Raw genomic sequence first — 22,776 nt, 5'->3', positions numbered from 1 at the left:
TTCACAAAGAACGAAATTACATACGATTTGGCACCGCAATTCCCAACAAAGAGAATGCGTCTTGGATCACCAAACCAACTTTTTGAGATAATTGTACTCTAAACGTTTTCAACGTTAAGTCTTCTTCTCCAAGAATAGAAACTGACTGATAGAACGAATTGTATTCTTTCACTAGATCATACACATAATTTGCTACCAAAGCAGGACTATGTGATTTTGCAGCATTTTGAATTACCTCAGGGAAATCTTCTAACAATTTGATGATTTCTTTTTCCTTAGGATCCAAAACAATTGCCGTAATAGAAGCTGTCAAATCAAAATCTGCACGACGCAAAATTGACTGAATACGCGCATAAGTATATTGAATAAACGGTCCTGTATTTCCAGCAAAATCAACCGATTCTTCTGGATTAAACAAGATTCTCTTTTTCGGATCTACTTTTAAAATATAGTATTTTAGTGCACCTAACCCAATGGTTTTGTACAATTTTCCCTTCTCTTCTTCAGAATATCCTTCTAGCTTACCTAGATCTTCTGAAATTGTGCGCGCCGTATTGGTCATCTCTTCCATTAACTCATCTGCATCAACAACAGTCCCTTCTCGACTCTTCATCTTACCTGAAGGTAAATCCACCATACCGTAAGACAAATGGTATAAACTATCTGCCCAATCAAAACCTAAACGTTTTAAGATCAAGAACAATACTTTAAAATGGTAGTCCTGCTCATTTCCAACAGTATACACCATCCCTCCAATATCTGGAAAATCTTTCACACGTTGAATAGCTGTACCGATATCTTGTGTCATATAGACAGATGTACCATCACCACGCAGAACCAATTTTTCATCCAATCCTTCATCTGTTAGGTCAATCCATACAGAATTATCTTCTTTTTTAAAGAACACACCACGTGCCAAACCGTCTTCCACGACGTCTTTCCCCAACAAATACGTATCACTTTCATAATAGTTTTTGTTGAAATCAATGCCCAAATTAGCGTAAGATACTGCAAATCCGTCGTACACCCATTGATTCATCATTTTCCATAAATCAATAACTTCCGGTTTTCCAGCTTCCCAATCAAGTAACATTTGTTTGGCTTCTTTCATGATAGGTGCTTCAGCTTTCGCTTGATCTTCCGTCATTCCACTCGCCACCAAATCTTTGATTTGAGCTTTGTATTCTATGTCAAACTTCACATAGTAGTTTCCTACTAACTTATCTCCTTTTAGTCCTGTAGATTCAGGTGTTTCACCATTTCCAAATTTTTGCCAAGCCAACATCGACTTACAAATATGGATTCCTCTATCGTTGATAATTTGTGTTTTATACACTTTCTTTCCTGAAGCTTTCAAAATTTCGGCCACTGAAAACCCAAGTAAATTGTTTCGAACGTGTCCTAAGTGTAAAGGTTTGTTCGTATTAGGAGACGAGTATTCAACCAATACTGCTTTGTCATCAGCTTGAGGTGTTTGATAGCCAAAATGTTCTTCTTTATTCATCTCTACAAAAGACGATAAATAGTACATATCTGAAACCACCAAATTCAAAAATCCTTTTACAACATTAAACCGTTCTATTTCAGTTGTATTTTCAACTAAATACTCACCGATTTTAGTTCCTATTTCAATAGGATTTCCTTTAATCTGTTTTAAAAATGGAAAAATAACAACTGTAATATCCCCTTCAAATTCTTTCCTAGTAACTTGATATTCAACTTTATCAATTACTACATCATACAGCTCTTGGGCTGCTTTTATAATCTGAGGAGTTAAAATCTGATTCAACATCATTAACAAAATTTAATAGGCAAAGATAATTCTTATTTTATCATCTATAAAATAGAAAAAAAGAAAATTTTTCATTCTCAAAATAAAGAACATTTCTTTTAATACAAGGAACCCATTAAATAAATAGTGTAAATTTAAATCGTTATATCGCTTTAACTTATGAAGAAATTTTCAGCAAAGAGAAAAGGATTTTTCATCTACCTTGTACTGACTAGTATTTTTCCTATCATTATCCTTTTTTCTCATGAGGGCAACCTGAATACAATCTGGTTTGATCTTCTACTAAGTAGTATTCCTTTTTGCTTATTATTATGGATATACTTTTCTACTTCCTATTGGATTCAGGATAATCATCTATATTATCGATCCGCTTTTATTCGTGGAAAAATAGACATCATTCGCATCACCGAGATTCAATTGGGTAAGACTTTGTGGGTAGGATTAAAACCTGCATTATCAACCAAGGGAATGATTATCAAATACAACACATATGACGAAATTTATCTGGCACCTGTCAACAATGAAACACTCACTGATGCATTAGTAAAAATCAATCCTGACATTGAATTAAGTAAGAAAGATTAATTTATCAGATTATTTAAATAAAAAAAGCCTATTCGCGATGAATAGGCTTTTTGTTGTGGGCGATGAGGGATTCGAACCCCCGACCCCCTCGGTGTAAACGAGGTGCTCTGAACCAGCTGAGCTAATCGCCCGAATTGGGTAGTAATCTATAATTGTGGGCGATGAGGGATTCGAACCCCCGACCCCCTCGGTGTAAACGAGGTGCTCTGAACCAGCTGAGCTAATCGCCCGAATTGTGACTTAATCTAAAAATTGTGGGCGATGAGGGATTCGAACCCCCGACCCCCTCGGTGTAAACGAGGTGCTCTGAACCAGCTGAGCTAATCGCCCGAATTAACTTTTATTTTAAATATTGTGGGCGATGAGGGATTCGAACCCCCGACCCCCTCGGTGTAAACGAGGTGCTCTGAACCAGCTGAGCTAATCGCCCAAATATATATTTCTATAAATTCGGAAATTTCAATATGTGTAAGAATGGTGGGCGATGAGGGATTCGAACCCCCGACCCCCTCGGTGTAAACGAGGTGCTCTGAACCAGCTGAGCTAATCGCCCTTTCTTAATGAACGTGTAATCGTGTGTTGATTACGGGTGCAAATATACGACGGGATTTTATGTTTGCAAGCTTTTTGAAACTTTTTTTTATAAAATTTCTGCTACAACAAAGGTACTTCCCCCTATATAAATCAAGTCTTCTGCCTTTGCTTCTTCCCTAGCTTTTTCATAAGCTTCTGGTATTGAATTACAAACATCTCCTATCAATCCAAATTCTCTCGCCTTTTCTGCTAAAATATTTGCATCTAATCCGCGAAAAATATTTGGCTTGGCAAAGAAGTATTTTGCCTCTTTAGGTAAAAAAGGAAGCACTCCACTCAAATCTTTGTCATTTACCACCCCAAAAACAACATATAATTGATTGTATTTTTCCCCTTTCAACTGTTCCATCACAATTGAGATTCCGTGTTCATTATGGGCTGTATCAGCAATAACCTTTGGTTTTTCCTGTAAAACCTGCCAACGTCCTTGTAATTTGGTATGTGCAACCACGTGAAGTAATCCGTTGCGCTCATCATCTTCGCTAATTTTCCAATCCTTTCGCAACAACTCGATCACTTGACGAACGCTGCGTATATTTTTTTGTTGATAGATTCCTTTTAAGTCAGACGTCCAGGTATTAGCTTCATATGTTTCTGAAGCAAAATAAAGCGGACTATGCATCTCTTTTGCCTTAGCAATAAAAACGGGTTTTGTTTCTGCGGTGTATTCTCCAACAACAACAGGAACACCTTCTTTAATAATACCTGCTTTTTCTCCTGCGATGGCCTCAAGCGTATCTCCTAAAAAAGCTACGTGATCTTTACCTATATTAGTAATAACGGATACTAAAGGTGTAATAATGTTGGTTGCATCCAAGCGCCCTCCCATTCCTACTTCAATAACCGCAATATCTACTTGCTCTTCTTTAAAATATTGAAAAGCCATTCCTACAGTCATCTCAAAAAAACTCAACGACTCTTTTTCAAAAAAAGACTTGTTGGTTGCAATAAAATCAACAACAAAAGCTTCGGTTATTTCTTCTCCATTAATCTTAATGCGTTCTCTAAAATCTTTTAAATGTGGAGACGTATAAAGCCCTACTTTATATCCTGCCTCTTGTAAAACAGAAGCTAGCATAGATGAAGTAGATCCCTTACCATTGGTACCCGCAATATGCAGGGTTTTAATCTCCTTTTCTGGGTGATTCAAATGCGCAGCTAACTTCTCAATATTTGACAAATCTGCTTTATATGCTATTGCTCCTTGTTGTTGATACATGGGCAACTGTTCAAACATCCACAAAACGGTTTCTTGATAGGTCATAAGTCCAAAAGGAATAGTTATTCTTTATTACTAAGTATTAAAAACAGCATGTATACCATACCATTAGGTCAAAAGCACTAAGATATCTTCTTTCACCCACGCCAAAGATAGGTTGTTTTTAAGGTTTCAAGCAAATGGATTAACGTTTAAAAACACGGATTTAAAGAGCGACATAACAAGGCGCTATTACCAAACAGGATCGTAAATATCGTAAATGACTCCTGAACTATGATCATAAGAGGCTCCCGTAACACTGGCTAATGTATTGACTTCATCTCGCACTTTCAATACCCCTAGCAAGGCAAAGATCAGGGCTTCTTTATAATTGACGAGTGCTGTATTGGGCACTTCAAACTGATAGTTTGTCGCATAATGGCCAATGCGACTCAGTAGAAAGGTATTAAATGCCCCTCCTCCAGTTACCACAATTTTCGCTCCTGTTGGCAAATCTATACCTTTAGCGATTTGCATGGCTATATGTTCAACTAAAGTTGCCAGATAATCTGTTGGGCTTACTGGATACAAGGCTAGTATAGGATGGATTGAACTGGAAACAAATTCTACACCTAGCGATTTAGGTGGTGTTTTAGCATAATAATCCAATGCATTCAACGCCTCTAATAATGGGTAACAAACATGGCCTTCTTTTGCCTTTGTCCCTTCAGGATCATATAATAAGCCTAATTTATTCGCTTGTTCATTTAGCAGTACATTCACCGGACACAGATCGAAAGCAATGCGATAGTGCAAGTGATTTTCATACGACACATTGGCAAATCCGCCCAAATTCAAACATGCGGTATAATCGCTAAAAAGCAAACGGTCTCCTATAGGGACTAAAGGTGCTCCTTGTCCGCCAAGTAATACATCTTGCACGCGAAAATCACAAACAACTTTTTGTTGAATGAGATCTGCGAGTATAGGAAGGTTACCAATTTGAACGGTATATCCCAAATCAGGACGATGCAAAATAGTATGTCCGTGAGAACAAACGAAATCAATTGTTTCGAGGGCATTTTCTTGTATAAAAGCAGTAATGACACTTGCTAAATACACCGTATATTCCTCATCCAATTGATCTAAAGCTTCTTTATTCAGCGTTATAGCCTCTTTTAACTTATTTCTCCATTGCGTTGAATAAGATATTGTTTGCCCTTTTTGAAGTTCAAAAGACCACTTTCCCTCCCGAACATTCAACTGAACATAGACGATATCAACCCCATCTAGAGAGGTCCCTGACATGATTCCGATAACGTGGTATTGACTATTTTTCATAGGTATAAATTTACGTATACTAATTGAATATTTGATATTATTCCGCTATATTTGAACGGATAAATTTTCTAGATTACAAAGAATAAAATAAACACTCAATGGATTTTAAATTAACAGAAGAACAGCTAATGATTCAGCAAGCTGCTCGCGATTTCGCACAGACTGAATTATTACCAGGCGTTATTGAAAGAGATGAACATCAAATTTTCCCAACCGAACAAATTAAAAAACTTGGAGAACTAGGTTTCTTAGGGATGATGGTTGATCCAAAATATGGTGGAAGTGGATTAGATAGTGTATCGTATGTAGTAGCAATGGAAGAAATTGCAAAAGTAGATGCTTCTGCTGCTGTAGTTTTATCTGTTAATAACTCTTTGGTTTGTGCTGGATTAGAAAAATACGCTAACGAAGAACAAAAAGAAAAATATTTGAAACCCGTAGCATCTGGAGAGGCAATTGGTGCTTTTTGTTTATCAGAACCTGAAGCAGGATCAGATGCAACTTCCCAAAAGACAACAGCTGTTGATATGGGAGATTACTACTTGTTGAACGGTACAAAAAACTGGATTACCAATGGTAGTACTGCTTCGTTTTACATCGTAATTGCACAAACAAATCCGGAGAAAAAACACAAGGGAATCAATGCTTTCATTGTAGAAAAAGGATTACCTGGATTTGAAATTGGTGCAAAAGAGCAAAAAATGGGAATCCGAGGCTCTGATACGCATACTTTGCTTTTCACAGATGTGAAAGTACCTAAAGCAAACAGAATTGGCGAAGACGGATTTGGTTTTGCTTTTGCAATGAACGTTTTAAATGGTGGTCGTATTGGAATTGCCTCACAAGCGTTGGGAATTGCACAAGGTGCATATGAGTTATCTTTAAAATACGCGAAAGAGCGCAAAGCATTTGGAACAGAAATCATCAATCACCAAGCAATTGCTTTCAAATTAGCAGATATGGCTACTCAAATTTCAGCGGCGCGTATGTTGTGTTTAAAAGCGGCGTCGGAGAAAGATGCGGGACAAGACATTTCGGTTTCTGGAGCAATGGCGAAGTTATTTGCTTCAAAAACAGCGATGGACACTACTGTTGAAGCGGTTCAAATTCACGGTGGAAATGGATATGTAAGAGAATATCATGTTGAGCGTATGATGCGTGATGCAAAAATCACTCAGATTTACGAAGGAACTTCTGAAATTCAAAAAATTGTAATTTCAAGAGGTATTTCAAGAGACTAATTTTCAAGTTCTATATAAAGCAAAAGCGATCCAGTGGATCGCTTTTCTTTTGTATTAACCTATCAATTTATCTCATCTACTGTACTTGAATTGTAATCGGTAAAGTAAACTGAGATCGTACTGCACGATTATCTTGACGCGCTGGTTTCCATTTCGGCATTGTCTTTAAGACGCGAACTGCTTCTGTTCCCGCACCGTATCCTGGATCACGCATCACTTTTATATCGGTGATACTCCCATCTTTCTCAACAACAAAAGATAAAATCACTTGAACCTTTCCTCCCGTTGTATTGGGAATGTGTATTTCTCTAAATTTAGAAATAAAACTCTTACTAAAGTAAGCTAATCCTTCCATAGGTGCTGCGCTTTCTGTGGTAATGCGATAAATTTTATTCTCCAATTCTTCCGCAGTTCCTGTTCCTGCTTCAGTTCCAGTACCTCCTACCGTTGTTCCTGCTTCTTCTTTAATCAAAATATTGCCCTCGTCATTTCCTTTGATCGATGTATTGCCAATCAACACATCAACTAGATTCTCTTGTTTCGCAGGTTCTTCTGTTATTTCAGCAGCCGATGCAACTTCCAAAATAGTAAAGCGCTCCATATCGAGAACAGAAGCAGGTGCACTAGACTCTTCTGGAAGGTCCGTATCAATAATTGGCTTTACCTCTTCCACTTCTTCTTTAGGAAACACGACCTCATCTAATTCGACAACTTTATCTAAAGGATCTACATACTCAATTACACCACCGGCAAATGTAGGATTCGTTTCGTCAAAAAGGGAAGAAATAGCTGCTGGTGCAACAAATACCAAACCAAATAAACACAAACCACTTCCTAAGGCAAAAAGGGTTGTTCTTGGACTTTCTAGACGCAATTTGTAGGCTCCATATTGCTTATTTCTACCTGCAAATACAATATCTAACCAATCTTTTTTAAATAAATCATTCTTTGCCATACTATACATATTTAATTGATTAAACACAAAGATTGCCAAAACAAGTGGGCAATCAACCTTTTTTCAAGAACTAAAATAAATAGTTTATACTAAAGTTAATCATTTATAATTAATATCAAAATAAAAACTTAATTAATTTACACATACAATAAAAAAACAAATATAAGAAATGAAAATTCGCAATATTCAAATCTGTTTTTTAGATTTTTATGTTTCCCTAGGTTACACAGGGGAAAATTCAACAAACAGAACGAACATTTTGTACATTTGTAACTCAATACAAACACCTACTACAAGATGAAGCCCTCAAAATCGATTAAATTAAAAATAATATTCTTGTATATTATACTGCTAGGAGCGGTCTTCTTTTCGGGTTTTTACATCTATAAAGAAGCGAAAAAGTTTACCTTACCAGAAGAACAGGTAGTCAAAGAAAACAATAAAATATTCCTTGTCAGTAGTACATTAAACAACCTGTATTCTTCTGAGATCTACAGCAGAAACGCAATTGTAACAGGCAACAGCAAAGACATTAAGAGCTACTATTCTCACTTAGATACCTTAGTCAATCAAATTGAACAGATCAAATTAACCACAACAGATCGAGCTATTCATCAAAAGATAGATTTAGTTCAAGACTTGTTAAAAAAGAAGAAAGTTAGTTTTAACAATATCATCAAAGCAAGGAAAGAAATCAACGAAGATCGAAACTACAGTGAAGCGATTGACAAGATCTACGACATACGAGATGAAATTGAGAAAAAGATAGAGCCTATTGTTATCCAAACCAAGGAAAAGGAAAAGCGAAGTGCTTGGGCTCGACTATTTAAAGGAGACCATACGGATACGATCACCAAAACCATCAATTATCCTAGAGTAACGGATTCTATTATCAGTGCAATGGAAAACATTATTCTACAAGCACAACAAAAAGTTAACCAACAACAAGCAAATCTCTTAAAAGAGGAGCAAAAACTGATCATAGAAAACAAAAACATCACGAATGAATTGCGCAAAATACTAGAGAGTATTGAGCACAATTTACTCACCCTTTCCTATCAAAACATCAACGAATCAAAGGCGCGTATTAGTACCGCTTCGACCAATATTGCATACATTGGAGGATCGGCGTTATTCGTCATTATCATTTTGGGTTGGATCATCATCAAAGACATCAATCAAACCCAAGAATACAGATTAAAATTAGAGCAACTCAACCAAGAAAGAGAGGTCTTGTTGCGCAGTAAAACAATGTTGTTTGCTACAGTAACGCACGATTTACAAACCCCTCTAGGAAGTTTAATTGGCTTTGCCAACCTATTGGAAAATACAGAATTAAAACCCAAACAACGCCAATACCTCAACAATATACAAAGCTCAACGCAGTATATTGCCAATCTTATCAACGACTTAACTGATTTCTCACGACTAGAAAACAACAAAATAAGTATTCAAGAAAAAGCATTTAACCCGAAAGAGTTAATTGAAAGTATTTGTGCGCCTTTAGTGCCTAATGCAGAAAATAAAAAAATAAAATTAAAGTGGACGGTAAGTCCGGATCTCAACAATACTTTTATTTCAGATCCATATCGCCTCAAGCAAATTGTTACAAACTTAATCACTAATGCTTTAAAATTCACCCAACAAGGTGGTGTATTCATTGAGGCTCTTCGATTGGAAAACCAACTAGAAATCAAAGTTATCGATACGGGAATCGGCATCGAACAAAGTCAAATTGAAAATATATTTAAAGAATTTAGTCAAGCTAATGAAGGGATTGAAAAGCGCTTCGGAGGTACGGGATTGGGATTAAACATCTCCAAACGCTTGATTAATCTACTTCACGGAGAAATCAAAGTGGAGAGTATCTTAGGTGAGGGATCTATCTTTACGCTAACGCTTCCTCTTGAAGAGGCAGATATACAAACGAATTCCCTTACTTCTCCCCAACAATTTAAGGAGCATTTTACCATATTAACCCAAGACAATATCCTTGTCGTAGATGATGATAAAATACAATTACAGCTTATGGAGGAACTACTTTCTCCTATTTTCAAGAAGATAGATATACTCAACGATTCTTCAGAAATAGAAAGTGTATTGGCTCAGGAGCATTATGATCTTATTTTAAGCGATATTCAAATGCCTAAAATGGATGGTTTTGAAATGATTCACTTATTGAAAAACAATCCAGCCTACCGCGACATCCCTGTTGTTGCTTTATCGGGTAAACGCGATCTTACAGTAGAAGATTTTACTGAAGCTGGATTTACATCTGCACATCAAAAACCCATTCAATTACAAGAGTTACTGATTCTAATCACTCAACTCTTACATCCAACTCATAAACTTGAGTTAGTTTCTAAAGAAAGTCAAACTATTCCTCAAGCAAATCCTGAGCAATTATATGACATCAATCAAATTAAACAATTCATTGGTGACGATAGCGCAGCGTTGCGCAAATTCGTTGTTATTTTTGTAGATAGCACACAAGAAAACATCCTTGATCTTCATTATGCAAAAGATGATTTTGACTATCAAACAGTGAGCAATATTGCACACAAAATGCTGCCTATGTTTAAGCAACTTCAAATCAATCACCTCGTTCCCTCTTTAGAAAAACTCGAGGATAAGGCCATCGATTTTCAATCTAAAGAAGAGCTTTCGCTCTATATTGAAACACTCACCCAACAAATTCAACTCGTTGTGGCGGACTTACAGGAGAAATATTTGGATTAAAGAGCGGTGGTTTGTTCTTTGTTATGAGGTGATACTATCTTGAAAAAAATATACAGATACCTCATAACTGAAACTTTTTACTTTACTGTGAATTCATAAAAAAAAGGTGCTCTATTTTAGAGCACCTTTTTTTTTATTATTTTATACTAGCTACATCAACTAGTTCATTTGTTTCTGCATTGTAATCAATTCCTTCAAATTCGAATCCAAACAAGTTAAAGAAATCTTTTCTATAGCCTTCTAGATCGGAGATTTCGTTGATATTATCTGAGTTAATTTGCTCCCATAATTTAGCCACTTCAGCTTGAACGTCTTCTCTCATTTCCCAATCATCAACTCTGATACGACCTTCTGAATCTAAAGCTACTGCTTTGTCACTGTACAAACGATCATCAAACAAGCGATACATTTGCTCAATACATCCTTCGTGAATATTTTTCTCTTTCATTACTTTATACAATAAAGAGATATACAAAGGCACTACAGGAATTGCAGAACTCGATTGTGTAACTAACGCTTTGTTTACAGACACATAAGACACACCGTTTAAATCAGCTAACAAATTGTTGATTGTAGGAACTGTACCTTCTAAATCATTTTTAGCCATACCAATTGTACCATTGCGGTAGATAGGATATGTCAATTCTGGTCCGATATAAGAGTATGCAACTGTTTTAACACCATCAGCTAAAACACCCGCAGCTTTTAAATCTTCCATCCAAAATTTCCAATCTTCACCTCCCATTACAGCGATAGTATTATCGATATCACTTTGTTCAGTTACAGGATCAATGGTAATGTTTGAAACCACTCCGGTATGAAAATCTACCGTTTTATTTGAAAAAGGTTCATTAATTGGCTTCAATACTGACGCATAAGCCACTCCAGTTTTTGGATGTGTACGTCTTGGTGAAGCTAAACTGTAAACCACTAAATCTACCTGACCTAAATCTTGTTTGATCAAATCGATTGTTTGTTTTTTAATTTCATCAGAATAAGCATCTCCATTAATGCTTTTTGCATATAAACCAGCTTTAGCTGCTTCTGTTTCAAATGCTGCTGAATTATACCAACCTGCAGTTGCTGGACGACCTTCTGTTGCTGATTTCTCAAAGAAAACACCTATTGTAGCTGCATCAGATCCAAAAGCCGCAGAAATACGCGATGCCAATCCGAAACCTGTAGAAGCACCAATTACAAGTACTTTTTTAGGTCCATTCGCTATTTTTCCTTTTGATTTAACATAAGCAATTTGTTGTTTAACATGCGCTGCACATCCTTCAGGATGAGAAGTTAAGCAGATAAATCCACGAGTTCTAGGTTGTATAATCATTATTTCTATTTTTTTTCTTTACTAAGCTGTAAAATTATTTTAGTTCACAAAATTGAATACTTCAATGCTTATACAAATATAAGCAACTCTTTTTATATGCAAATGAAATATAGCAGGATTGTTAGTAGTGCGTTGACTACCTCGAAGAATTAAAAACAACAAAAGCATTCCCTTAAACGGAATGCTTTTATACTATTCTTTATTTTTTGTTACCTGTAAAACACACAATCTATCTGTTTTCCAGAATATTTGTGATGTATTCGGAAGGAGACATTCCCTCATATTTTTTAAATGCACGAAAGAAAGAAGTACGAGAATTAAAACCACACTCATCACCTAATTCAGATACAGAAATATCAAAATTTCTTTTTTCTAACAGATCTTTAGCGTATTCAACGCGCAATTTATTGATATAAGCGTTGAAATTCATTCCATATGTTGTTGAAAAAAACTGTGATAAATGGTGTTTGGCAATTTTACTTTCTTGCTCTAAGTCATCCAACGTGAAATTAACTTTCAAAAAGGATTCCTTTTCTAGTACAATCTGCTCCACTTTAACTTTATAAGCGAGTAAAACATCTTCTGTTAGTTTTGATTTTTCATATTTTAAAAGAGCTTGTTGCTCTTCTTCTGTTCGATCTGTTTCTCCATCTGTTATAGGAACTACTTTAACATACTTCAAACGTGCCATATAGTAATTAAAGATAACAATAGAAAAGCACAACAGAGCCAGATAGGTTATTGACATATCGTAATATAGAATGTTATTGTAAAAAACAACACCCAAGCAAACCAACGCCATAAAGATCATAATCCACATCACCCGCAAGATTAACAAGCGGATATTGTTATTCAACAACAGTTTATTAATTTTAAAATATCCTGTAAATGAGTAACCGATGTATTGAAAAACTTCAACAAAATAAAGGACTAATAAATAGCGATAAGTTTCGACCGATCCCATTGTAAACTGGTTGCCTATTAAAAAAGCGTAAAAACCAAGTAATACAAGAGTAGGAATAAAATGAAGAATAAAGATAAACTTATTTGATTCTTTATTTTCTTTATTAACCTCTTCTGTTAGCAAAACCAAACAACAATAAAACGTTGGTGCATAAACCGTATTAAGGGGCAATCCCAAATGAACCAAGCGATAATCAGACCAAAGTAATCGGCTACACAAAATCGTAATTAAGTGAAGTACAAAAAACAACAAAAAAACGTTTAGCATTTTTTGTGTTTTTGTAGAAGTTGTCAATTTATTGTTTACAATAAACGATATGCTTCCAAAAATAATGGCTGCTGTTAATACAATTAAGTTAAAATAGAATTCCATACCCGGACGGCTATACGATTTGACTACGATACACAGAAGGAGTCTTACCTACGAACAGCTTAAAGTATTTATTAAATGTTGATTTAGAACTAAATCCACATTCTTCTACAATAGCTTCTATTGTCAAATTATTTCGCTCTTGTAACAATTCTTTTGCATGCAAAATTCTGTACTGAGCTACCATATGATAAAAAGAAGAGTTCAACTGGTGATTAATCACTGCTGATACTTCTTGTTTATTCAAACTAACTGCACCCGCTAAATCCTCTAATGAAAAAGAATTAGCTAAAAAGTCATCACTTGTTTCAAAAAACTGAATAATAACGCGTTCTTTATCTTCTAATCCTGTCTGAAAAGAGCGAATATCCGTTTTATTTACGATGAAATTAGGAACTTGATTCAGCAAGCCTTTATTACCACCCTGAATATTCACTAAACTCAACAAGCTGAATAACAACACCAAAACCGTCAATCCAACTTGAAAGAATACATATTCCACGCCAAAATCTGCAAAGATATAAGTCATGACAAAGAAGATTGTTTTAGCGATTAAACACGCGATTAGATAATTACAGAAAAAACCAATAAATCCCAATACGCTTTGATTCGTACTCGAAGGTTCAATACTTTTCACCTCCTTATACAATAGCATTAAATAGGTTAATACATAAGCAAAAATAATTGAACCAAAGTACTTAAATGGAAATAAGCTCGGTAGCAAGATTACTACCACCACAATGCTGTAGTGGAATAAAAACTCTCCTACAGAAGGTTCTACTTTTCTTGCTGTTTTTCTGGTAAAGAAATACAATAAAGGAATAGCTAAGTGATTGAAATTAAGACTAATTCCTAAGCAAATCACAATAAGCTGAATCAGAGAGATAGCTAAAATGCTCTTAACGATACTCTCGAAGTTAAAATGGCCTCGTAAAAAACCATCAAATGTTTTAATTAGTTTCATAATGTTAGTGGTGATGATGTATTAATATAATACCTCTACCCTCACATATTGCGCCGTGACTATACTGCATAGCTATATAGCACGATTCTCTATTAAGTGGGGACTTAAGATAATAGATGTTCGCCTATTACTACTTTTTTTACTTTCGTTTAAAGCGTGACAAAATTATTATTTATTTTTAGATTAACATATTATTTAACACTACAAAATGAGATTTACACATTATACAAATAATCGCATTTAACTTTTTATTATACTTAACTTCTCAAGGAAAAATACCCTTAGTCATCAAATAATTTTACCAAATAACAATTATTTTTATATTAATTTATATCCATTTAATATAATAAACTCAACTGATTCACTAATTCGCTGTTTTATTTCCCACGTTAAACAGTCTCTTAGCTTTTTTTTGTTCACCAATTAAAACTCAAAATCACTTGAGTGGATACATCTCATACAATAATCTCATTTTGTATACCCATTAGACCATATGACTCTAAAAAAGTCACATTTCTTTTTGTTTTTTTGTTTGATTAACAAACAAAACACAAAGAATAATTAAACAAAACCACACAAAAAACAACGAAATAATCACTGAAAATACATAAAAGTAAAAAACACCAGCACCCATACGTTAAATACACAATCAAATTCACAATTCGATCTTCTATCATTATTTTTCAAATAAAGCGATTTAAATCAGAGTCAACCCTCTATATGCATCCAAATATCTCTTAATGAGACTTACACCCCATTGTTGCATTCCATTACCTATTCCTTCATCTTTGTTTTTCCCCAGATAGGTCGATCCTCTAAATACCAATTGATTACTTCTATTTAAAATCTAGAGAGGATAAACCAAACGCCTTGTATAGCAAACAAAAAAAGCCCTAAAATGCAAAAACATTTTAGGGCTTTTTTTTATTTGTGTTTTCTTTACTTCGTTTCTTCTGTATCAACAGGTTCAACAACCGCTTCTTGACTCAAAACTTTTAATGGATCGTAGCTTTTCACTTCCCATGAAGGATCCGTTAAATCAAGGTAAAAATAATTGACATTGTCATTTTTATCAAATGCTCCGTTTTTATTAATATCTTCTATAGTTCTAAAATACAATCTATTCTGAACCTCTATAACAGTCCAATCTAACAATTCTTGCAAGTAAGGGCTTAGCTTTTTAAAATCTTTTCCGCTACCTCTACTAATATAAAGTGTTTTAATATCATTGGAATCAATTTTGCCGTCTCGATTTGTATCTGCATCAAAGACATTATACACCAAGATATTTTTCTTTATTTTTTCTGCCATCGTATTTAAATACACCACAGATTGAATTTGAATTGTCTTTGTTGTCAAAGGTCTAATATCGGTAGAATCTTTATGTTGAAACATCAAATTTTCTAAATACCCTGTAATTTCAAATGGAACGTAATTGGAAACAGTATATGAAAACTGACTAACTTTACTTGTTCCGTATTTACTAGGGCTCGCATATACTCTAACTTCCCCCACAGGGTGTATTAGATATGGTGAACTACCAACAACCAAGGGTAAATCGGCGATTCTGATATCTTCTGTTTTTTCTTTTACTACTTCTTGTTGTTCCGATGTTTTTACCTCATCTTTATAAATAACTTTGGGTTTCTCCTCTTGTCCTTTACAAGAAAAAAACAGCACAACGAAAAAAATACTTGCTACTAAACCTAATTTTGTTTTCATTCTTTTCACTATTGATGATTCAAAGATACGTTTTTTACAAATGCAGGGGCAAAAAATTAAAACGTTAATGCTATTTTCATATTAAACGTCCTACTAGTCATAAAATTTGGAATTGCATATGCTTTTTGGCTACTTAGATCGCGAATCCACGTATTGGTAATGGCATTTTCTATATTAAACACATTGTATATTTCGATCCCTATTTGCAGTTGTTCAATTCCTTGTAACCATTTGCTATCCTGTCCGATCTCCGCGTCTTTAAATACATAATTAAATCCGATATCGGCTCTTTTGTAATCGCGCAATCTACCTTGGTAGAGGTAAGGATCCACATAAGAGGGTGATCCGCCTGGTAGTCCTGTATTATAGACTGCATTTAAGTATAATTTTAAATTGGGAATACTTGGAACATAGTCTTGAAACAACATACCAAATTTAAGTCGTTGATCGGTAGGTCTTGCAATATAGCCTTTGTCTTGATAATTTTCTTCGGTCTTCATATATCCAAAACTGATCCACGATTCTGTTCCTTGAATAAATTCACCATAGAGTCGAACATCTGCTCCATAAACATAGGCTTTCGCATCGTTATTGGCAACATAGCGCAAACGCACATTATCTAAAGTATAAATATTTACATCTTGTAAATTCTTATAATAGACTTCTGATTGCATGCGGAAATTTTTATTCCACATTTTAAATTGATAGTGATGCCCTAAAACAACGGTCCAAGCTTTTTGTGCTTTTAAATCGGGGTTTAACGTACCGTCAAATCCTCTATACTCTCGATAAGATGGAGGTTGTTGATACAAACCAATAGACAAACTAAATAGCATATCTTTTTCCCAATTACTTGGTTCTATACCAATTTGCACTCTTGGACTCATGACTACTTTTCCTTGATCTGCTTGAGACATTTTCCACCACTGCATTCTTGCTCCAGCGTTTAAGCTAATTTTAGCCCATTGTGTATACGCATTTTTATTCCATTCTCCATATGCCATCACGCGATCAACATCAACGGTTTGCTGGTTGTGAAGCGCTGCAAAGGCGCCATTACTTGGTGATACATAACCGAGCGAATCGATCAATTCCCATTCAGACAATCGATCTCGAGTATTTTCATGTACATATTTTATTCCCCATCGCAAAGCGGTAGTTGAATCGTCAAATAGGTATTTTCCTTTTACCTCAGCACTCAAAGACAAGGCATCGTAATTGTTTCTTGCATGAGAATATTGAGAAGCCACTCCCTTCCTGATCGGCAACGGGTTTTCTATCTCCGTTCCAAAGAGTGGGTCATTGTCGTATTCTGCTTGATCCACTACTAAATAAGACGCTTCTATATCAAAATACTCTTTTTCTTGAGTATGATAAGCTGAAAAAATTCCTTCAATCGTTGTTTGTTCTGTTTTATACGTCGAAACTAGTGCTCCAAATAGCGAACTATATTGATCTTCTTCTTTTCCGTTGTACAAAATCGACACATTAGATGCATTATATCCTCCAAATGAAACATTTGTTCGATTGGGCTCATACTTGTATTGATTACCTGTAATATTTCCAATAAAACTAAAATCCCATTCTTCGTTCCACTTATATTGTAGTACCGCCTGTGCATCCATAAAAGAAGGACGATAATATCCATCATCGTCTTTGCGATTCATCAACAGGCGGTTGTTGTGGTAACGCATTCCCAAGATAGCAGTAAACGTTTTATCTTTAGAAACAAGATCTACAGTTGCGCCCGCACCTATGAAACTAGCTTGAAGATAGGCTTTATTTTGTGTGGGTTTTCGATAAGTAACTTCTAAAACAGAAGACAATTTATCTCCATATCTTGCAGTAAATCCCCCTGCTGAAAAAGAAACATCTTGCACCATAGTCGGATTGATAAAACTCAATCCTTCTTGCTTTCCTGAACGGATTAGAAAAGGTCGATACATTTCCACGCCGTTAACATAGATTAAATTCTCGTCAAAGCTACCACCTCTAACCGAAAATTGATTGCTTAGTTCATTGTTAGAATTAACACCGGGCAACGTGGTGAGCATTGTTTCCACTCGATTACTTCCTGTCACAACATCTGATACTCCAGTAAGGGTAGTACTCGATAAGTCGCGATCTACTCCTGTATTGCTATTAAAAATTTCAACTGTAGGCATTAGGTGATTGGACAACTCTTGCTCACTTGGCTTTACTTCTTCCACTTGCGCTTGCACTCCATTACACGTGATCTTTATTTTCCGAACTTCATTCGCATGCAAGCGAAACTTTTCCGTAACTAAACAAAGACTACCTATAAACTTCAACTGAAGAGATTCATTGGCTGGCACTTCGATTGAGAACTCACCTACTGCATTGGTTTTTGTTTTTACCATCACACCATCACGCAACAAGACTAATATTTCCTCTACTTTATCTGCATTTTCTTCTACAACAATACTTCCTTTCAAGGTAGCTTTATCTTGTGCATAGGTAGCTATACACAACACAAAAGATAGTAGTGTTATTCCCAATCGATTTATCATAGTTTACTTTCTAAAAAAATGAGTTGAATAAGTTGCTTCATTATTCATGTTATCTGTTACCTTAATAACAACATCATTGCGCCCTGATCCCACGACTCCATCACGGAATAAATGTACTATTTTTTTTGTTTTATAATCATAATCCAACAAGATCCACTTGCCGTTGATGGTTCCTTCAATTGTATTGATTCCCGTATCGACATCTTGTATTAGAAAAGAAATTTCGCTGGCATTGCTCAGCCAATCTCCCTCTTTAAAACTCGGTTGGTAAATCTTGGGCGGTGTATTGTCAATCCCATAGCTATAATTACCTAGTTTTTTGGTATAAGCGGTGAATAAATTGCCCTTTTTATGTGTTTTAAGGTAGCTTTTACTTCCATTTGGTGCTACTTGAGCGAGATATGCTTTTTTCATATCGGCTTCGTTCAAACCAAAACTGCTCATATCTACCGTTAGTGTAATATTCTTAAACGCCGCTACTTCATCTTTGTGCAAGGTTACAATCTTATCTTTAGCATCAAATAAAAACGTAAAATCTTGGTAAAACGTATTGGCGGGAATACTCACCGTAGCAAAGTTTTTTTCCAAAATCATTTCTCTTGTAGAAACCACCTCATAACTTTCGGCACCGGAGACATCTTTACTTTCTACGCGAGCGACAAAATCGTCTGCATACACAATTGGAATTTCGATGGTTGTTTGATTACCGTGATAATCAGAGGCCACTATTTTATAGGTATAGCTTTCACCTGGTTTGACATCTAACACGCCATTTGTTCCTTTGTCAACAGTTAAAACAGACAAAGGATAGGGTTTATCGATAAACATTTTTTGCACTTTGCTTTTGGTGCGACTTGCATGACCATAATCAATTAATGCGTTGACAAAACCAGATTCACTGAATGCAAAAGTATCGAACTGGTAACTAAAGCTTGGTTTTCCGTTGACAAAAGTAGCCACTTTGTAAACACCATTTTTATTTGCATTATAATTTGCGGTGTCATACATATCGATTCCAAAACTTATTTTACCTTTTGCCGTAATGGGATCGGCAGTTAAAACTCCATTAATGGTTTTATAAGTCAATGCCACAGGCCTGATCGTCTTATTGATAACAGCATCTTGAGAGATGGGATAGGCATACACGGAATTTACGGTTGGTGCTTCTGTATCGGTGAGCATTGCTTTCATTCCCCAACTCAATGGATTGACAATAGCTTGTGTTTTAGTATCGCGAAATTCGTAGTGTAAGTGAGGACCACCAGATCCACCTGTATTCCCAGTATAAGCGATAATATCGCCTTTTTTAACGGGAATTTCATTGCGTTTAGGAAAGATTTCTATTTCAAAAACGCGTTGTTTATAATGCGTATCAAAAACGCGTTGAGCAATTGCTCCTTCATAGCTACTCAAATGCCCGTAAACGGTTGTCATCCCGTTGGGATGATCAATATAAAGTGCTTTTCCATATCCCCAAGTAGATACCTTAATACGAGAAACATAACCATCTGCTGGAGCATAGACAGGTAATCCAATGCGCTGTTGAGTTTTAATATCTAATCCCGCGTGAAAGTGACTTCCCCTAAGCTCGCCAAAATTTCCTGAAGCGTGAATAGCAATATTTAAAGGGTTGGCAAATTCTAAAGACTGAGATTGTCCAAAAGCAACAAGAGCAGAGAAAACAAAAATTCCAGTTAAACTCTTTTTCATTTCATATAATTTATTGCTAAAATAAAGAATAATCTAAAAACGCACCCCCTTCTTTTGGAGAAATACCGCTTGATATTTTAGTTTCTTTTGAATAGAGAACGACATTAACACATTCCCTTTAGTTTTCAAACAATTAACAATTCTTTCAGTATCCAATCGTATTTTGCACTACGTATCTAACTAGTTCCTATCATAAGCTCAACTAGGAATAAAAAAGTTGAAATATTTTTCATTAGCTAGTTATTAATCAATTTCCGAGCTGATCGCGCGAACTTTTAGCAGAAAATATTTTAAAATCTAAATACAAATTGTAACTTTGTAAAAGAATAGTGAATATTTATTTTGTGACATGAGTGAACTAACGGACATAATTAATGCATTGGAAGTAAAGTTTGCAAAACTTGTACAAAGATTAGATCAATTAGAAGCTGAAAACAATAAGCTCAAACAAAACTTGATCGAGGCGCAGCAGGAGATTCTACAAAATGAGACGCAATTAGACGACATTTATAAAAAGTACGAATCACTACAGTTAGCCAATTCACTATTGGGCAGTGACGAAGGAAGAAAAGATACGAAACTCAAGATAAATTCATTGATAAGAGAGATTGACAATTGTATCGCTCAACTCAGTAAATAAAGCTAGCTATGAGTCAGAATGAACAACTAAAAATCAAGATATCGATAGCTGATCGTGTATACCCTTTAACGGTAACCTATGCACAAGAAGAAGCTTTGCGCTCGGCGTCAAAGAAGATTGATATCATGATAAATCAGTTTGAGGAGAGCTATGCGGTACGAGATAAGCAGGATGTTTTGGCTATGTGTGCCTTGCAATTAGCATCGCAGACTGAGCAAAAAACAATTGACAAATCTGAGAATTACAATAAAGCTGTTGATCGATTAGTTCGATTGGATGAGGCTTTGGATCGTATACTTTCGAAATAAAAACACGTTCTTATTTAAAGGAAAAACTAAAAAAAGATACTGCTCACATTAGTAAACCGTTTTGATAAACTCAACACTAACAAATTAAAATGGGTGAATCGTTGCTACTAAAGCATGCTGCATTACTGCAGATCCTTGAAAAGCAAGCTAACCCAAAACTTGTTTAAATTCAGAGTTTATGCAACTCTACTGATGTGGGCTTTTTTTTATATAATTATAAAACACATATGGATATACTATTTATTGTTGGAGGAGTTTTAGTAGGTGCAAGCATCGGTTTTGCAATTGCAAAATACCTGGAGAAAAACCATGCTTCTTCTATTTTACAAAACGCTAATAATGAAGCTAAGACAATTATACGCGACGCAAAAACAGAAGGAGAGTCTATTAAAAAGGAGAAAATTCTTCAAGCAAAGGAGAAATTTATCGAGCTAAAGGCAGAACATGAGCAAGTGATTTTATCGAGAGATAAAAAAATGGCAGAAGCTGAAAAGAGAACTCGAGATAAAGAATCACAAATCTCAAACGAACTTTCTAAGGCAAAAAAGGCATCTGAAGAAAGTGAGAAAATAATCAAAGATTACGATGCTAAATTAGAGCACGTAGAAAAGAAACAAGAAGAAGTTGAGCGTTTACACCGCACTCAAGTAGAACAATTGGAGATTATTTCTGGTTTAACAGCTGAAGAGGCAAAAAACCAAATCATCGAAAGTTTGAAAACAGAGGCAAAAGCGGATGCGATGTCTTACATTCAAGATACAATAGAAGAGGCAAAATTAACGGCGCAACAAGAAGCGAAGAAGATTATCATCAATACGATTCAACGTGTAGGAACAGAAGAAGCAGTTGAAAACTGTGTGTCTGTATTCAACATCGAATCAGATGATGTAAAAGGGCGTATCATTGGTCGTGAAGGAAGAAACATTAGAGCTATCGAAGCTGCAACAGGTGTAGAAATCATTGTAGATGATACTCCAGAAGCTATTATTCTTTCTTGTTTTGATCCTGTAAGACGTGAAATTGCACGTTTATCATTACACCGTTTGGTTACAGACGGACGTATCCACCCTGCTCGAATTGAAGAAGTTGTTGCTAAAACAACCAAACAAATTGAGGAAGAAATTATTGAAATCGGAAAGAGAACAGTTATCGATTTAGGTATTCACGGTCTACACCCTGAATTAATCAAAATCGTTGGTCGTATGAAATACAGATCGTCTTACGGTCAAAATTTACTTCAACACTCTCGTGAAGTCGCTAAATTATGTGGTTTAATGGCTGCTGAATTAGGATTAAACGTTAAGTTGGCAAAACGCGCTGGATTGTTACACGATATTGGTAAAGTTCCAGAAACAGAAAGCGAACTTCCACACGCAATCTTAGGAATGCAATGGGCGGAGAAATTTGGTGAAAAACCAGAAGTTTGCAATGCAATTGGAGCGCACCACGATGAAATTGAAATGACAACTTTAATTGCACCAATCATTCAAGTATGTGATGCGATTTCAGGAGCAAGACCAGGAGCGAGAAGACAAGTATTAGATTCTTATATCCAACGTCTAAAAGATCTTGAAGGTATTGCCAATGAATTTGGAGGAGTTAAAAACTCGTATGCGATTCAAGCTGGTAGAGAATTGCGTGTGATTGTAGAAAGTGAAAAAGTATCCGATGAAATGGCTGCTACATTATCTTTCGATATTTCACAAAAAATTCAAACAGAAATGACGTATCCAGGTCAAGTAAAAATTACTGTTATTAGAGAAACAAGAGCAATTAACATTGCGAAATAA

The 22,776-nt window shown here is 35.4% G+C and carries 16 protein-coding genes, 5 tRNA genes and 1 other RNA gene; 7 read left to right on the top strand and 15 right to left on the bottom strand.

Features of this window, described 5'->3' with window-relative positions:
* Positions 1-16: 16 nt before the first annotated feature.
* Positions 17-1,795, bottom strand: a complete 1,779-nt coding sequence (argS, locus tag H4K33_RS05165) for an arginine--tRNA ligase (protein ID WP_182647408.1) — start codon at positions 1,793-1,795, stop codon at positions 17-19.
* A 156-nt stretch (positions 1,796-1,951) separates the two neighbouring features.
* Between argS and H4K33_RS05160 the strand changes: the two genes are divergently transcribed.
* On the top strand, positions 1,952-2,377 hold the full coding sequence (locus H4K33_RS05160; RefSeq protein WP_182647407.1) for a PH domain-containing protein: 426 nt from the start codon (positions 1,952-1,954) through the stop codon (positions 2,375-2,377).
* Positions 2,378-2,433: 56 nt separating this feature from the next.
* On the opposite strand, the gene H4K33_RS05155 is transcribed toward H4K33_RS05160, so the two are convergent.
* The 7 genes from H4K33_RS05155 to H4K33_RS05125 form a co-directional block, all read right to left on the bottom strand.
* Positions 2,434-2,508, bottom strand: a tRNA-Val gene (locus H4K33_RS05155).
* Positions 2,509-2,532: 24 nt separating this feature from the next.
* Positions 2,533-2,607, bottom strand: a tRNA-Val gene (locus H4K33_RS05150).
* Positions 2,608-2,632: 25 nt separating this feature from the next.
* A tRNA-Val gene (locus H4K33_RS05145) sits at positions 2,633-2,707 on the bottom strand.
* A 25-nt stretch (positions 2,708-2,732) separates the two neighbouring features.
* Positions 2,733-2,807, bottom strand: a tRNA-Val gene (locus tag H4K33_RS05140).
* Positions 2,808-2,852: 45 nt separating this feature from the next.
* Positions 2,853-2,930: transfer RNA gene (locus H4K33_RS05135), tRNA-Val, on the bottom strand.
* Between the two features lie 87 nt (positions 2,931-3,017).
* Positions 3,018-4,235 (bottom strand): folylpolyglutamate synthase/dihydrofolate synthase family protein, encoded by a 1,218-nt coding sequence (locus tag H4K33_RS05130; RefSeq protein WP_182647406.1) that lies wholly within the window; start codon positions 4,233-4,235, stop codon positions 3,018-3,020.
* A gap of 186 nt (positions 4,236-4,421) precedes the next feature.
* Positions 4,422-5,510, bottom strand: a complete 1,089-nt coding sequence (locus tag H4K33_RS05125) for an anhydro-N-acetylmuramic acid kinase (RefSeq protein WP_182647405.1) — start codon at positions 5,508-5,510, stop codon at positions 4,422-4,424.
* 98 nt (positions 5,511-5,608) lie between these two features.
* On the opposite strand from H4K33_RS05125, the gene H4K33_RS05120 reads away from it, so the two are divergent.
* A complete protein-coding gene (locus H4K33_RS05120) occupies positions 5,609-6,751 on the top strand; it encodes an acyl-CoA dehydrogenase family protein (RefSeq protein ID WP_182647404.1) in 1,143 nt (380 codons plus the stop codon).
* 76 nt (positions 6,752-6,827) lie between these two features.
* On the opposite strand, the gene H4K33_RS05115 is transcribed toward H4K33_RS05120, so the two are convergent.
* Positions 6,828-7,706, bottom strand: coding sequence for an energy transducer TonB (locus H4K33_RS05115; protein ID WP_182647403.1), 879 nt, complete (start codon positions 7,704-7,706; stop codon positions 6,828-6,830).
* Between the two features lie 297 nt (positions 7,707-8,003).
* On the opposite strand from H4K33_RS05115, the gene H4K33_RS05110 reads away from it, so the two are divergent.
* Positions 8,004-10,445: an ATP-binding protein gene (locus tag H4K33_RS05110; protein ID WP_182647402.1), complete on the top strand. Its 2,442-nt coding sequence runs from the start codon at positions 8,004-8,006 to the stop codon at positions 10,443-10,445.
* Positions 10,446-10,581: 136 nt separating this feature from the next.
* Here the strand turns inward: H4K33_RS05110 and fabV are convergent, their stop codons facing one another.
* The 6 genes from fabV to H4K33_RS05080 form a co-directional block, all read right to left on the bottom strand.
* Complete coding sequence (gene fabV, locus H4K33_RS05105) at positions 10,582-11,778, bottom strand: enoyl-ACP reductase FabV (RefSeq protein ID WP_182647401.1); 1,197 nt, start codon at positions 11,776-11,778, stop codon at positions 10,582-10,584.
* Positions 11,779-12,007: 229 nt separating this feature from the next.
* Positions 12,008-13,114, bottom strand: coding sequence for an AraC family transcriptional regulator (locus H4K33_RS05100; RefSeq protein ID WP_182647400.1), 1,107 nt, complete (start codon positions 13,112-13,114; stop codon positions 12,008-12,010).
* A 10-nt stretch (positions 13,115-13,124) separates the two neighbouring features.
* Positions 13,125-14,075 (bottom strand): helix-turn-helix domain-containing protein, encoded by a 951-nt coding sequence (locus H4K33_RS05095; protein WP_182647399.1) that lies wholly within the window; start codon positions 14,073-14,075, stop codon positions 13,125-13,127.
* Between the two features lie 939 nt (positions 14,076-15,014).
* Positions 15,015-15,797 carry a hypothetical protein gene (locus H4K33_RS05090; RefSeq protein ID WP_182647398.1) on the bottom strand — a complete coding sequence of 261 codons (783 nt, stop codon included), beginning with the start codon at positions 15,795-15,797 and terminating at the stop codon, positions 15,015-15,017.
* A gap of 56 nt (positions 15,798-15,853) precedes the next feature.
* On the bottom strand, positions 15,854-18,328 hold the full coding sequence (locus H4K33_RS05085; protein WP_182647397.1) for a TonB-dependent receptor: 2,475 nt from the start codon (positions 18,326-18,328) through the stop codon (positions 15,854-15,856).
* Between the two features lie 3 nt (positions 18,329-18,331).
* The gene (locus tag H4K33_RS05080; protein ID WP_182647396.1) at positions 18,332-20,038 is read right to left on the bottom strand and encodes a peptidoglycan DD-metalloendopeptidase family protein; all 1,707 of its coding nucleotides are present in this window, start codon (positions 20,036-20,038) and stop codon (positions 18,332-18,334) included.
* Positions 20,039-20,387: 349 nt separating this feature from the next.
* Here H4K33_RS05080 and H4K33_RS05075 point away from each other — a divergent pair, with 349 nt between their 5' ends.
* The 4 genes from H4K33_RS05075 (at position 20,388) to rny (ending at position 22,776) form a co-directional block, all read left to right on the top strand.
* Positions 20,388-20,678: a hypothetical protein gene (locus tag H4K33_RS05075; protein ID WP_182647395.1), complete on the top strand. Its 291-nt coding sequence runs from the start codon at positions 20,388-20,390 to the stop codon at positions 20,676-20,678.
* Between the two features lie 8 nt (positions 20,679-20,686).
* Positions 20,687-20,986, top strand: coding sequence for a cell division protein ZapA (locus H4K33_RS05070; protein WP_002990886.1), 300 nt, complete (start codon positions 20,687-20,689; stop codon positions 20,984-20,986).
* A gap of 68 nt (positions 20,987-21,054) precedes the next feature.
* A non-coding RNA gene (ssrS, locus tag H4K33_RS05065) (6S RNA) lies at positions 21,055-21,164 on the top strand.
* Positions 21,165-21,213: 49 nt separating this feature from the next.
* Complete coding sequence (rny, locus tag H4K33_RS05060; protein ID WP_182647394.1) at positions 21,214-22,776, top strand: ribonuclease Y; 1,563 nt, start codon at positions 21,214-21,216, stop codon at positions 22,774-22,776.

This window comes from Myroides sp. WP-1 (assembly GCF_014145635.1).
Taxonomy (GTDB): domain Bacteria; phylum Bacteroidota; class Bacteroidia; order Flavobacteriales; family Flavobacteriaceae; genus Flavobacterium.
Note: the sequence above shows the minus strand (reverse complement) of the source record. Positions and strands in the feature narration are given on the sequence as shown.